Raw genomic sequence first — 13,599 nt, forward strand, 5'->3', positions numbered from 1 at the left:
GCCGATCGAGGGAGCTGCGATGAGTCCCCGCCCGGGCGGCGAATCAGACAAGATCGGGAATCGGTATGAGGGTGCGTGGACAATATGGCATCTGCTGCAGGTCCTCCGTGGACAGGGAACCTCCGTCACTGTCGAGGCGATAGGCGACCTTGCCGACGGGGCCGAATTCGCCTACAAGCGAGCCACGGACGGCACGCTTGAGATGCACCAGCTGAAGCGACAAAACCGCACTGCTAACAGCTGGTCTGTCAAGTCGCTTCAGGCTCTAGACATATGGTCAAAAGCAAAGTTCCATACACGCGAGGGACGCGAGTTTCACTTTATCTCCATACTTTCAAGTATCAAGCTTCAGGAATTGTGCGACCGGGCGCGCCGATCAGACAGCCTTGACGCATTTGTCAAGCAGTGGTTGACAAAACCGCTCCGGGCCGAATTCGACGAATTGGCTGCACCGGCTATTCTAGGATCGCCGGAGGTCGCATGGACCGTCCTTCGGGGGACGTGGGTTTCCTGGCACGACGAAAGAAACATCATTCAGATCAATTCGGCCTTCGCTGGACTGCTTCTGGATGGAGCAAACGGAAGCTTAGCCGCGTTAGCCCTCGGGGACATCGTCCAAAATAACCTGGGCGTCACCCTCACTGCTTCGAAGATCGAAGAGCAGTTGCCCACATACGGCCTGGCCCGTACCGGTACTGCCCGGCGAAACAGCATTGCGGATGAGGTCGACCGAGTCACGCAAGGCTGGGCAACCTCAGTCGAGCGCGAACTTCTAAGTCCACCCATTCCCCGCCGTGAAGCACACCAGCTGTTCGACATAGCTGCAGATGACTCAGCTAGCCGGGTAGTGTTCCTTGTCGGCACTGCCGGCGGCGGAAAGAGTTCCGTGCTGGCTCAATTGGTCCGCGATGCTTCAGACAGCGATGTTCCTGTCTTGGCATTCCGGCTAGATCGGACTGCAGAATTCTCTAATACCCAAGACCTGGGTGACAAACTTGGACTTTCAACGTCCCCGGTGGCAGCCTTAGCATCAATCGCCGCAGACGAGTCATGCCTCTTAGTCGTCGACCAGTTAGACGCAGTGAGCCTCGCATCGGGGCGCATGCCCAATAGCTTCGATGCCATCGCTGATCTAATCAGAGAAGCCAGCGCATTTCCCAATATGCGAATCATATTGGCATGCCGGCAGTTTGACGTTGACAACGACTATCGAATCCGAAACATCGCACGCTCCACGACCGTGCTACCAGTGGGACCACTTTCTGACGAGGAGATCAACACTGCACTGGAAGGTATGAGCCTAGATTCTCGCCTTCTAACGTCAAAACAGCGGGAAGTCCTCCGGACTCCCCTCCACCTGGTCCTCCTGGCCACCTTGGCCGGCGAGCCAGATGCTTTGGCCTTCCAGACGACAGCACGCCTATTTGATGCGTATTGGACCAGAAAACGGCAGGCCGTGCGCGAACGCAACAGAGATGTTCGCTTTAACGAGGTCGTCAGCGCGGTTGCCGTGGCCATCAGCGACAGCCAGCATCTGTCTGTGCTTGACACTGTTCTTGATCGCGGCGATTTGGCAGCAGATGCAGACGTTTTGATATCAGAGCATGTCCTCATTCGTGATGGGCGACGGATTTCGTTCTTCCACGAGACATTCTTCGATTATGCCTTCGCGCGATATTGGGTCGAGGAGAACGTCTCGCTGGTTGATTTTCTTACCGCCACCGAGCAGGATCTATTCCGGCGAGCGCAAGTGCGTCAAGTTATGCATCACCTTCGCCAGCGTGACTCTTTGCGATTTGTATCGGAACTGGACGCGGCCCTAACCAGCAACCTCGTGAGACCTCACATCAAGGTAGCGATGCTGGCAGTCGTTGGCAGCCTTCAGGATCCCACGAGCGCAGAACTCCAACTCATGCTGAAGTTCCTACAGGGCGAGGATCAGTTGGGCACTAGCGCGTGGCGAGCTGTTCGCACCGCTTCATGGTTCGGTCGCATGAATAGTGACGGCTATCTGCGGAACTGGATCGAGTCCAATGATGAGGTCATGACAAACCGGACCCTTAACATGCTCGCCGCAGGTGTGGCAGCACAACCTGATCAGGTCGCGAATCTCCTAGCCGAATACTGCGATCGCGTCGAGTTTCCGGAATGGATCCGCTGGGTGACTCGATTTGGAGGCGCGACTAGCAGCCGGAAATTGTTCGACCTTATTCTCACGGCAATTCGAGCAGGCTATTTCGACGAACATGCGGGTGACCTGTGGATAGCTATGAATGGCATCGCCGACCAAGAGCCGGCATGGGCTGTCGAACTCTGCTCAGCAATGCTCGCCGAGAGACCTAACGCACTTATCCTGAGCGAATCCGGCAAAGTCTCAGCATTGGCGAGATCAGATTACGCTGCGGCAGAGATAATCAAGCGCGCAGCAGCCGCTCGACCGGAAGAGTATGTCGAATCGATTATGCCCTTTGTGATCGAGGTAATGCGGCTCACTTCTAGGGAGAGCATCGGACGAGGCTTCCCTAAGGACAAGCACTTCTCGGCAGACTATTTTGGGGGTGATCCTCACGACGACCTCGATGAGGTAGTTTTTGCTGCTTTGCAACATGCTATCGAATCCCTAGCAAAGGAAGATTCTCAGATCGTCAGGCCGATCCTCGAAACGCTAGCAGGGCTCCCCTATGACAGCGCTCAGACGCTTCTGTATCGGGGGCTAATTGCTGGCGCCGCCGCCTACGCCGAATGGGCCGCAAGGTTGCTGAACGAAGGAGACAACAGACTGTTTTGTGGATTTAGGCACAACTCGGTTTGGGTGGCACGACTATTAATCCAAGCCATTGCTGGCCATATAGGCGATCCGACCCATCAGGCGCTTGAGTCGGCGGTCCGCGATTTGCGCTTCGAGTGGGAGGGGCGTACTAGGGGCGGATATTACTCGTTCACGCTACTATCTGCGCTTGATCCAGCTCGATTGACAGACGTTGGTCGGCGGCGTCTTGGTGAGTATCAGCGCAAATTTGAATGTGATCAGCCGCCGGAACCGGAGGGCGCAACTGGAGGCTTCATCGAGTCACCAATTTCGGACGATTCAGCCGCACTGATGAATGATGATCATTGGCTGAAAGCAATCGAAAGATACAAGCACGAGGGCGCCGATTGGCAGACATTCACAGGCGGGGCTCACGAGTTGTCAAACGTTCTTCGTGATCAGACGAAAAAAGATCCGGTTAGGTTCGCGCGGTTCGCTCGGAGACTGACGGCTGATATGAATCCCGCCTATGGATCGGGGATCCTGATAGGACTAGCTGAGGGCTCTATTGTTCCAACCGATGCGCAGCACGAACTATTTGATTGCATCCGGCACCTGACAGGATTTGGGCATTCCGAGATCGACCGATGGATTGGTCACGCTTTGGGGAGGTATCTGAAGACCACACCTTTAGATGTTGTTGAACTTTTGCGGGACCGCGCATTAATGTCTCCCGATCCCGTCGGGAGCGGTCAGCCCTGGATAGCGAACCGCGATCCCGAGCCAGGCGAGGAACTCCGCATCGCGGGCATGAATTCGGTGCGCGGAAGTCTCGCGGAAACTCTGGGCGACCTGATGATATATGATGTTGACGGGTCGAGAACTGCTGTGATCGCGCCAGCGCTTAAACAGATGGCCGTCGATCCGGTGGCGGCAGTTCGAGCTCAGGTCGCGCATGCAATCGCAGCAGCACTGCGGTTCGACCGCGAGAAGGCGATTGATGCATTCTGGAAGCTGGTCCAGATAGATAACGATGAAGTTCTCGCCGCATCTTTCGTTCGCTCGCTTGTGATGTATATCGGCAATGGCGATTCGGAATCTGTTGTGCCGGTTATTACAAGGATGATTCAATCCACGGACGGCGATGTACGTGAATCTGGAGGTGAGTTGGCAGCATTCGCCGCGCTCGAATGGCTGCTACCCGACGCTCTTGGCATAATCTTGTCAGGGTCGGACGAGCGAAGTCGGCAAGGTGTCGCACGAATTTGCGCAGAGAGGATCACCGCTACTCGAAGCGTCGACCTTGCGCAAGCAACTCTCATTGGCTTCTTTGATGACCCCAATGAAACCGTCCGCGAACTGGCCGCCGGAGTCGCCGCTACACTTCGTGGATCAGACCTTCGGCCTTTCGAGTCTATCCTCCTAGCTTTGATTGACTCCAAGTCGTTCGAAGCGTCGACGCCGCAAATATTCCTAGCTCTTGAAGAGGCGACCGAGCGCGTCGATGGGGTGGCGCTACGGTGCGCCCAACGTTTCGTGGAAGTCTCTGGTTCCTCTGCTGGCGACATCCGAACGCGCGCCGCCGCTGATGCCGGCCATGTGTCTAACCTCGTGGTCCGCGGTTTGGCTCAAACCAGAGAGCCCGCCGAGCGTGCCGCCCTTCTTGACGTCGTGGACGATCTCGTGATGTCCGGTGCGTATGGAATCGACGAGGCGATCGAGGCTGCGGGGCGCTGACTGGCGGGTTATCTATATGGCGTGGGGAAGTGCGCCGCTCCCGGCGCGCCCGGTTACGACAGTCTCAATGCCAGTCTCATCCGCGTCCGTTCGAGGACGTTCAGGGAGGTCGGCGGTTTGGTTCTGCCTGCCTGCCTGGCACCGGAGGAACGTTTCTGAACCTCGGATCGGGGGATTGGAAAGCGTGTTGGGGGCAACCCCTCACGAGTTCGAATCTCGTATCCTCCGCCACTCTCCGGAGAAGCAAAACCGCAGGTCAGAGCGCGGTTCCACCCTCCCGAGAGGAACGACAAGCCGGGGCGGCTCCCACATCTGGGAGCCGCCCGGAGTCGTTCAGTCTCAACGCCAGTCTCAACAGGCCACTCAGGCAGGCACTCTGACGGGCGTCGGGTCCTCCTCCGCGCCCTGCTCCTTCCGCCTCAGCTTCGCCTTCTTGCCCTTCTTCGACTTCTTGGGCTTCTTGGTCTCGGTCGCCTCCCACAGCAACCCGCCGACCCTCACAGCGATATCCATACGGATCTGTTGAGTGATGTGCTGATAGCGCGTCGCCATCGACGACGAGGACCAGCCCATCAGGTCCATCACGGCCCGCTCTGGCACACCGAGCAACAACAGAACCGTCGCTGCGGTGTGGCGCGCGTCATGTAGCCGCCCCTCGCGAACTCCTGCGGTCGCCAGGATGTCTTTCCACTCCCGGTAGTCCATGTTTGGGCTGACCGCTTCCCCGGTCCGCTTGGCGAACACCCATCCCTCGTCCTTCCAGAGCTGACGAGCGGTCGCCCTCTCAGCGGCCTGCGCCTTCCAGTGCTCTCGCAGAACCGCTGTCAGCTCCGGCGGCAGGCCGATCGTCCGGCGGCCTGCCCGTGACTTCGTCGGTGCTGTGTCCGGCCGCGCCTTCTGCTTCTTCGGACAGAATCCCGGCTTCCGTCCACACGGCTCGTCACCACACCCGTGCTTGTACTTCGGACGGTTGAGGCTACGGCGAACCCGGAGGACACCGGTCTTCAGATCGATATCCGTCCACTTGAGTCCAAGCGCCTCTCCTTGCCGCAGTCCGAGCGACAACGCGATTGCCCATCGGGCGCTGTTCCTCCGCTTGTTGGCCTCCTCCAGAATTGCCCGGATCTCGTCGACCGAATATGGGTCGATCTCGTCCTCTTCCTCCAGGTCGAGGCGCGGCGGAATGGCTTTCTCCGCAGGGTTTTGAACAGTCAAGGCTCCGCGTCTCTCGGCCTCACCCAGTGCTGTCCGGATGGTGCGGTGCGCCTGGTGCGCAGTGCCGGCACTCGACCCATTGTTCTGCATCTTGGTGTAGAAGCGCTCCAGGTGCTCGGGCTGCAACTTGTTCAACTTGTGCCCGCCCAGGCCGGGAATGAGATGCACCCGCACCGCGACCTCGTAAGCGTCGTACGAACCATCCCGTAGGTTCGGCCGAGCGATAGTCAGCCAATGGGTCAGCCACTCCGCCACGGTCCATTTCTTCTTACCTGCCGGTCGAATCTTCCCGCTGTCTCGCTCCTTCTCCAGCTCGGAGACTCGATCGACTACCTCGGCTCTGTCTTTCCGCATAACGTGCCGTCGGTCCTCGACAGAGGGCCGGACGCTTAGCGTCCGGCCCCTCCTGCGTCTAGCAGCCCCGCCCCCGCCGGGCTCCTACGTCGCCGGCTCCCCACCCCCAGCTACGGGGTTCCTCCGTCACCCGCACGCTGCCTCGCGCCGAACACGCAGACCGTGCTGTCGCCACCGGCGATCACGCTCCAGACGTGGCGGATAGTCAGCCCGTCTACCTACCCCACCTGGAGTGCCAGCCGCTCGCAGCAGTACGGCCGGCATCCTCGCGAAGCTCACTTAGCCGCAGCCCCAGCGCCTCTTCAGCCGTCAGTCTCATCCGCTCCGGTCCGGGAGGTTCATGAACGTCGAACTGGTCTGCGGCCGATGGAGAACCTCGCCGAACCTCTGGGCACGGAGATTGCCCGTTGTCTGTCACGATTCGCATGTCATAGGGCTCCCACAGCCTCTTCGAAGTTGGATACAAGGCCCTCGCTGGGGAAGCGGTGGCGTAGCTCCTGGTCTAGCTCGCCGGCGATCATGTGTAGGTGCATCTTGCTCTGGCGGCCGTTCTTGAGGCCGCTGACGCCAAGCTCTACGGCTTGTTCGAGGTCGCCTTCTCGGCCAGCCACGAAGCCGAGAGTGATGCGGCATTCGGCGACCCTCATCGGGCTCAGCTCGTAGCCGTTCGGAGTGATGTTGTCCTTGATCACGGTGCGGGCGTACTGGGCGGCTAGCTCGTCGTCTCCGGCGATTCTGTGGACATCCATTGCGTAGTAGTCCCACTTGGCGGGGTCCACCTTGAAGTGGTTGTCTGGCCGGTCGGGGTACGGCAGGCGGCTGAGCATCTCCTTGCCGCTCTCAAGCAAAGGGCGGAGGTCCTTCACGACCTGTCGAGGAGCCGCAAAACCACCCCTAAACCTTGCCGAACACGGGGCGAAGGAATTGGAAAGAGCGCGTTGGGGGTAACTCCTCACGAGTTCGAGTCTCGTATTGCTCGCCGCTCTCCGAAAGGTTTCCCGGTTGGGGGATCTATCCCTCAGGCATTTCGGTTCAGTCGGCTCCCGGGGTTGGGGTCGCGTCTATGGCGTACAAGTAGCCGGCTCTGGTGCCGACGTACAGGATGTTGTTGGCGACGACGGGGGTCTCTACCTTGGCGCCGAGGGGGAGCTTCCAGTGGACGTGGCCGTTTTGGGCGCTTACTGCCCAGAGGTGGCCGTCAGAGGTGCCGAAGTAGACCGTGCCGTCTGCTACCACCGGGGAAGAGTCGACTTCGCCGTCTGTCAGGACGTGCCATCGGGTTTGGCCGGTGGTTGCGTTGAGCGCGTAAAGACGGTGATCCCGAGAACCGACGTACAGGGTGTCGCGGTAGATCGCGGGGGTCGTCTTGATGCTGCTGACGCTTTGGATGTCGGGCCACGCTTGCCAGCGGCGCGCGCCGGTGGTGGCGTCAAGAGCGTAGACGTGATAGCCCCGTCCAGCTGCCAGGTAGAGGCAACCGTTGTGCACCAACGGCGTACTGGGCTGACGGGCCGATGTGGACTGCTGCCAGCGGGTCCTGCCGCTAGCCGGATCGAAGGCCCGGACCGTCCCCCGATCGTCGATCGCGTAGAGCGTGCCATCGGCAAGCACTGGTGCGGACTCGTTCCATTCGATCCGACGGTACTTCGTCCTCCAGCGACGGCGGCCGGTTGCCGCATCGAGCGTACGAAGGTACTGGCCGTCGTTGACGTAGTGGAGCAGCCCGTCGCCGAACGCGGGCGGCGTTTGGGACCACCGATTCATGCGCCGATGCCAGCGGACCCGGCCGTCAGCAGTGTCCAAGGCGAAGAACTTGAAGTAGCCCGCGACATAGACGCTGTCGCCGACCACCGTGGGCGCACTCCTGAACCCGGCATTCGGATGGGTCCACCGAACGGTGCCATCAGCGGTGTCGAGGGCCCACAGACCGCGGCCGGCGACATAGACACTCCCCTCGGCGACAGACGGCGCCGAGTAGACGGGGCCTCCGACGTACGCTCGCCAGCGCACGGGCGCGCCTGGTACGAAAGGCGATTGCGCCAAGCCGCTCGACAAACCGGGCGGAAGACTCTTGTGCGAGCGCCTGCTGAGCCCTCGGAGGCGATTTCGATTCGTCATTCCACCCCTGTTCAGCCGGCAATAGGCGTTCCCCACCACGAACCGCAGGCGTCCCGACGAATCGGGCGCACCGTAGACAACCAGGTTAGTACTGACACAGGTCCGTCGGCTTGCGTACGTCGAGCCGTGGGAGACCAGCGGTTCTCAGCCGTCTCGGCCAGGGCTGCGGTGGTCGGGTGAGACGATTGACGGGGGTGTGTTGGCGAGTAGGGATTGCAGTCGTTCGATAGGGAGTTCTACGAAGTTTGTGCAATTCGGCTGGGCGCATTCGCAGTCGAGTTGAAGGATCGTCTGGCGGCCGTCCGATTTCTGGCGTTCGGTTGCCTGGATGGCTAGTTGGTGATTGCCGATGCGAATCAAGGATTGACGCTCTTCGGCGGTGCGTGCCGAGAAGGCAGACTTCAGAAGACCATTGAACCTTTGCTCGACCGCGGTGAGGGTTTGCTCGATGGTCTGGTGGTCGACGTTGATGATGGTTGCGGTGGTTCCCTCTAGTTGGTTGTGGATCAGATTCCAGCCCCAGATCTGGCCATCGTGCGCGCCGCCTGGGTTTCTGTGTTCCAGTCTGGTGAGTTGTTCCGTTTTCGAAGGCATTAGCCAGACTGCGTTCTCGGTGACGCCGGCCATCGTGGGAGTGACGAATGCACCTTCGACGACAACCGCTGTCTCCACGGGCAATGAGGCGATGTCTTCGAGGATCATCGGTTTGCGTCGAAGTCGCCTGGGCCGGTGCCCATGACATGAAGACCGGCCGTCGCGGCGCGCTTTTCGTGAGCGAACGCGTGAGCATCGACGCTGTACCAGAGAAATCCGTGTTTTCGCGCAAGCAGACGGCTGACCGTGGTCTTTCCCGCCGCCGCCGGACCGCCCACCCAGAGAACTTGATGTTCTGGTTCATCACTCATACGACAACAGTTTAGAGCGTCGTCGAGAAGTGCTGGCGGTAGCGTTCTGGAGTGGTTGCGAGGTGGCGGGTGAAGAGGCGGTGGAGGGTTTCGCCGTGTTTGTAGCCGACTGTTCTGGCGATGGCGGCGACGGTCAGGGCGGTTGTTTCCAGGAGACGGCGGGCTGCTTCTACGCGCAGGCTTTCCACGAAGGCGGCCGGAGTGCTGCCGGTTTCGGCGCGGAAGGCGCGGGCAAAATTGCGTTCGCTCATTCCTGCCCGCCGCGCCAGTGCGGCCACGCTGAGGTCCTGGGCGAGATGGTCGGGTAGCCAATTCTGTACGGCCCGGATGGCTGGTGTTCGTGCGGTCTGCGCGCGCAACTGGGCGCTGAACTGCGTCTGACCGCCGGGCCTGCGGGTGAAGACGACCATGCCTCGGGCGATCAACTGAGCCAGCTCCGGGCCGTGATCGTCCTCGACCAGCGCCAGCGCGAGATCGATGCTCGCGGTTACGCCGGCCGAGGTCCAGCGATCACGATCGCGTACGTAGATCCGGTCTGGTTCGACGCACACTCGCGGGTACCGCTCGACGAGCTGCTGGGTCGCACCCCAGTGCGTCGTCGCGCGGTACCCGTCGAGCAGCCCTGCGGCAGCGAGCAGCAGGCTGCCGGCGCAGACCGCGGCCACCCGGCGCGAACGCCGAGCGAGCGCGGCAAGCTCTGGCACCACGCCGACGGAGGCGTCCGGGTCAAAGACCCCGAACCCACCGATCACGACCATCGTGTCGATGTCCTCGTCACCGCGGGCGATGTCTACCAGCGTGTGCTCGACAGGGATCGTCACACCACCAGTGACGGACACCGTCCCGGCCCTCGGAGCTGCCAGCAGCACGCGGTACACCGGCGTTTCCATCAGGACGTTCGCTGCTTCGAAGATGTCCAGCTGACCGGCCAGTTCGATCAGCTGGATGCCGTCGTAGACCACGAGGACCACGGTGCGAAGTGGGGACACGGCTCTATCGTCCACCCTGCCCGCGGGTTCGAGCGCGGAATCAGGAGGTGAAGCCGGCATCGGGCCTCCGTCGTCGGAGGAGCTGGTCACCGCGCTGGATCGATGGCGTGCTGCCGCACGAAGGTGACGATCAGTTCCGCGACCCGGTCGGCGTACTCCGTCTGGGCGTAGTGCCCGCCTCCCTCGACGACGGCCACCTGGCCGATGCCGGCGGGTGCGGCGGCGACGATTGCTTCGCCTTCGGCCCGTGGGTCGACGAAGTCCGGGTCCTCGGAGCCCATGATCACCAGCAGGGGACGTTTCAGTTCGGGCAGCTTTGCTTCCGCGTCGGCCGGGGTGGTCTTGCCGGTCTTCACGAACTCTTCCCAGCGGCCCGGCTGCCGAAGGGTTTCCATCAAGCCGTCGGTGTACTGGCGGTAGTCGTCGGGCTTGTGGGGGTAGGCGACGTCGAGATAGGAGCGCCAGATCTTGGGCGACTTCAGCAGCTGCGTCCCGACCAACCGGGCGAACCCTCGGCGATACCGCCGTACGGCGAACAGCGCGCCGAAGTTCAGCTTCGCGACGCGGGTGAAGGGGTTGATCTCGACTATCGCGGTCACCAGTTCTGGAGCCAGTGCCGCGGCGATGGTGGCAGCGCCGCCCGACAGCGACTGGCCGACGATCACCGCGGGGCCGCCGAAGTGCCGGATGACGCCGAGGAGGTCGTTGGCGACATCCGTGCGGCTGATGGCGGCCTTCCCGGTGACCGAAGGCCAGTTCAGGCTCGACTCGCCGTGTCCGCGCATGTCCACGTTCACGACCCGGAATCCGGCGTCGGCCAGCAGCGGTGCCAGGTGCCGGTAGTCCTGCCGCCAAACGCCCATGCCGTGCGAGAGCACCACCAGTGGACCGTCGCCGATCACGTCGTACGCGATCCGCCCGCCGTCGAGAGTCACGAACTCGGTCATTCGCCACACCTTCCTCACTGTTTGCAGCAGTCGCGAAGCCCGCGACAAGGACGATTGAAGGCCGAAGCCGCGCCTGCGAACGACGTACGGGCAGGATCGGTCAGACGCGTGGCTGTCTCAGTCAGAAGCTGACTCGTTCGGCAGAGGAATCCATCGGCCGGCCATCTTGCTCGCCCCGCTGGCAACCACGGGAGACAGCAGCCAGACGAACGGAATGTTGCTGAACCACCAGGTCAGTACGGCGGTTAGCGCCCAGAACAAGCCGAAAACCACCAGCATGATCGCCTTGATCGTCAACTGCCTCCCGTCGGCGCCGGGCTTCAGTACGCCGCTGCGCACCACCACGAACAACAGGGCGGCCTGACAAAGGAGCAGCAGTGCTTCGATCCCGGCGAAAAGGCAGATGGTCAAGGGATTGTCGGCGAGGTCCCCGACGAGCGACTCTCCGACGAGCGCGGTCGGATACGGCAGGAGAACAACGAGAATCAGCAACGGAATATGAAGAAACATCATCGCCGGAGTGACCCGCTCGAGCTGATCGAAGACGGCGTGATGTTGGCGCCAAGCAGCCCACAGCATCAGGAACGCGACGACGAAGGCCACGAACGAACCGACGTTGTCCCCGAGGAAACGCCACAGTTCCGAGGCCATCGCCATCCGGTCCTCCCCGCCGCCGACCCCTCGCTCCGGCCTCGGCATCGCGATGACGAGCAGCGTCATCGCGATGGCAAACACCGCGTCGGTGAACATCCCCACGCGCTCAGAGGTGAGGCCGGGCGCGACTGCACGTCGTACGGCGGTGGTGGTCACGGGATCTCCTGACGGGCGGCGGGTCTGAGCTCGTACTGCGGGTCGCCGGCTCGCCAGGTCGGTCAGGCTTAGACGGAACGACTCCGTATCGACTAAACATAGACCGAGTCGAGACGCAACCGTTCCGTCTCGTGTTAGGGTCGGAGCATGGCCAGTTCACCAGCGCGCAGGGCTCCCGGCGGACCGGTGCTTCAGGACGCTGTCACCGAGGCGATCGGCGCTGCGATGTTCGAGGAACTCGCCGCCGTCGGCTACGGGAAACTGACGGTCGAGGCCGTGGCCAAACGCGCCGGCGCAGGCAAGGCCGCCGTCTATCGACGCTGGCCCTCCAAGCAGGCGATGGTCATCGACCTGGTCACTCGGGTCGCCACCACCACGGCCGACGCCCCTGACACCGGCACCCTGCGCGGCGACGTACTCGAATTCCTGTCGGCTGGCGCCAAGGCACTGACGCACCCGCTGATGTCCCGGATCGTCCCGGACCTGCTGGCGGAGGGCTCTCGCAATCCCGAGGTGGCCGCGATTCTGCTGGAGCAGGTCGGCGGCACGCGCCGAAAGAAGGCGGCCGCAATCCTGCACCGCGCAATCCAACGCGGCGAACTCCCCGTCGACACCGACCTCGAACTAGGCCTCGATTTCCTCGCCGGCCCGCTCTATTGGCGGGTGGGAATCCTCCGCGACCCCATGGATCCCGAGCGGCTCAATCACCTGGCCGACAAGGTCGTTGCCGCCATCGCCGCGCCGATCTCGAATGTCGAGGTACCTTCGCGACCGTGACCTATCAGGTCCCGGCCGGCCAACTTCCTGCGCTGCGGGCCAAGGCGGGAGTGGCGTTGCCGGCGTTTGCTAATGCTGCGTGAGTAGCGTCGCGAGGGTGTCGGCGTAACTGGTGAAGTGGTCCAACTCAGAGCCGTTGGGGGCGACGCGGAAGCCGTGGCGGCGGCCCCAGAAGGCGCCTTCCACGAGGTGGAGTTGGGACCAGCGCTGGGTGCGTTCGCGGTCCAGATCCGCAGCCTCGGTGAAGATGTCGAGGAAGCGGCGTACCGGCCTTGCCAGCTCGCCTGCTTCGACGAAGGTCAGCGCGCTGACCTTGAGCAGCGCGCCGGCGTCATACGCTGGATCTCCGGCGTAGCCCTTCGGGTCGACGACCAGCCACGGCTCACGATCGGCTCGCAGAATGTTTCTGGCGTGGAAATCGCCGTGGAGAAGGGTATCCGGCTGGATCGGCCCGAGTTCGCGGACGGTCGCGAGGGCGGCATCGACGACGTACGACGGCAACGGGTGCGGCAACTCTGTCGAATCGCGGAGCAGCTGCTCCTCCCACTCGCCGGCCCGATCTCTCAGCCGGGGCAGAGCAGGTGGCGCAGTGATGGCCAGCCGGCGGTTGAGTTGCCCTGCGACCGTCGCGACCTCGTCACTGTCTTCGCTTGCCGCCAGGGTTGACGGGCGGGCCCGCTCAAGCAACATCGCGTACTGCGAATCGTCACGCTCGTACAGCTGTACTGCGCCGCCACCGTTCCATGCCACGAACGCGTCGGGCTCGTGAACATTGCCAGGATGCGGAAACGACACCTTCAGCGCAGCGGGACCCTGCCGACGCAGTACCGGGACGATGAGCCCCACGCCACCGTGCATGACGTCGCCGTCTTGCACGCAGCCCCACCGGTCAAGCAATTCGTCGACAATCCCAGGCAGTTCGGCGAGCCACTTCGCGCCCCGCTCCCCTTCCCGCTCGACCGTACTCCGCGCAAACGCCCCAGGAATCCCAACCATCC

The 13,599-nt window shown here is 62.1% G+C and carries 11 protein-coding genes; 2 read left to right on the forward strand and 9 right to left on the reverse strand.

The annotated features are described in order from the left end of the window. The first annotated feature begins 19 nt into the window (after positions 1 to 19). Positions 20 to 4,486 carry an NACHT domain-containing protein gene (locus tag DIZ26_RS37475; RefSeq protein ID WP_157979723.1) on the forward strand — a complete coding sequence of 1,489 codons (4,467 nt, stop codon included), beginning with the start codon at positions 20 to 22 and terminating at the stop codon, positions 4,484 to 4,486. Between the two features lie 363 nt (positions 4,487 to 4,849). On the opposite strand, the gene DIZ26_RS15175 is transcribed toward DIZ26_RS37475, so the two are convergent. The 8 genes from DIZ26_RS15175 to DIZ26_RS15205 all read right to left on the reverse strand — a co-directional run bounded on the left by DIZ26_RS15175 (position 4,850) and on the right by DIZ26_RS15205 (position 11,764). After that, positions 4,850 to 6,055 (reverse strand): tyrosine-type recombinase/integrase, encoded by a 1,206-nt coding sequence (locus tag DIZ26_RS15175; RefSeq protein WP_112241666.1) that lies wholly within the window; start codon positions 6,053 to 6,055, stop codon positions 4,850 to 4,852. Between the two features lie 428 nt (positions 6,056 to 6,483). Beyond that, positions 6,484 to 6,903 carry a hypothetical protein gene (locus DIZ26_RS15180; protein WP_198676106.1) on the reverse strand — a complete coding sequence of 140 codons (420 nt, stop codon included), beginning with the start codon at positions 6,901 to 6,903 and terminating at the stop codon, positions 6,484 to 6,486. 184 nt (positions 6,904 to 7,087) lie between these two features. Then, entirely contained in the window at positions 7,088 to 8,065 is a 978-nt protein-coding gene (locus DIZ26_RS15185) for an outer membrane protein assembly factor BamB family protein (RefSeq protein WP_157979724.1), read from the reverse strand. A 252-nt stretch (positions 8,066 to 8,317) separates the two neighbouring features. After that, complete coding sequence (locus DIZ26_RS15190; RefSeq protein WP_112241670.1) at positions 8,318 to 8,875, reverse strand: hypothetical protein; 558 nt, start codon at positions 8,873 to 8,875, stop codon at positions 8,318 to 8,320. Continuing rightward, positions 8,872 to 9,078 (reverse strand): hypothetical protein, encoded by a 207-nt coding sequence (locus DIZ26_RS37480; protein ID WP_157979725.1) that lies wholly within the window; start codon positions 9,076 to 9,078, stop codon positions 8,872 to 8,874. The genes DIZ26_RS15190 and DIZ26_RS37480 overlap by 4 nt, the downstream gene beginning before the upstream one ends. A gap of 11 nt (positions 9,079 to 9,089) precedes the next feature. Next, positions 9,090 to 10,067 carry a GlxA family transcriptional regulator gene (locus DIZ26_RS15195; RefSeq protein WP_112241672.1) on the reverse strand — a complete coding sequence of 326 codons (978 nt, stop codon included), beginning with the start codon at positions 10,065 to 10,067 and terminating at the stop codon, positions 9,090 to 9,092. Between the two features lie 86 nt (positions 10,068 to 10,153). Further along, entirely contained in the window at positions 10,154 to 11,014 is an 861-nt protein-coding gene (locus DIZ26_RS15200; RefSeq protein WP_112241674.1) for an alpha/beta fold hydrolase, read from the reverse strand. Positions 11,015 to 11,131: 117 nt separating this feature from the next. Next, complete coding sequence (locus tag DIZ26_RS15205) at positions 11,132 to 11,764, reverse strand: TMEM175 family protein (protein WP_157979726.1); 633 nt, start codon at positions 11,762 to 11,764, stop codon at positions 11,132 to 11,134. Between the two features lie 207 nt (positions 11,765 to 11,971). Between DIZ26_RS15205 and DIZ26_RS15210 the strand changes: the two genes are divergently transcribed. Next, positions 11,972 to 12,601: a TetR-like C-terminal domain-containing protein gene (locus DIZ26_RS15210; RefSeq protein WP_112241678.1), complete on the forward strand. Its 630-nt coding sequence runs from the start codon at positions 11,972 to 11,974 to the stop codon at positions 12,599 to 12,601. A gap of 69 nt (positions 12,602 to 12,670) precedes the next feature. Here the strand turns inward: DIZ26_RS15210 and DIZ26_RS15215 are convergent, their stop codons facing one another. Further along, on the reverse strand, positions 12,671 to 13,597 hold the full coding sequence (locus DIZ26_RS15215; RefSeq protein ID WP_112241680.1) for an aminoglycoside phosphotransferase family protein: 927 nt from the start codon (positions 13,595 to 13,597) through the stop codon (positions 12,671 to 12,673). Between the last annotated feature and the right edge of the window lie 2 nt (positions 13,598 to 13,599).

This window comes from Kribbella monticola (genome assembly GCF_003261635.1).
In the GTDB taxonomy this organism is placed as follows: domain Bacteria; phylum Actinomycetota; class Actinomycetes; order Propionibacteriales; family Kribbellaceae; genus Kribbella; species Kribbella monticola.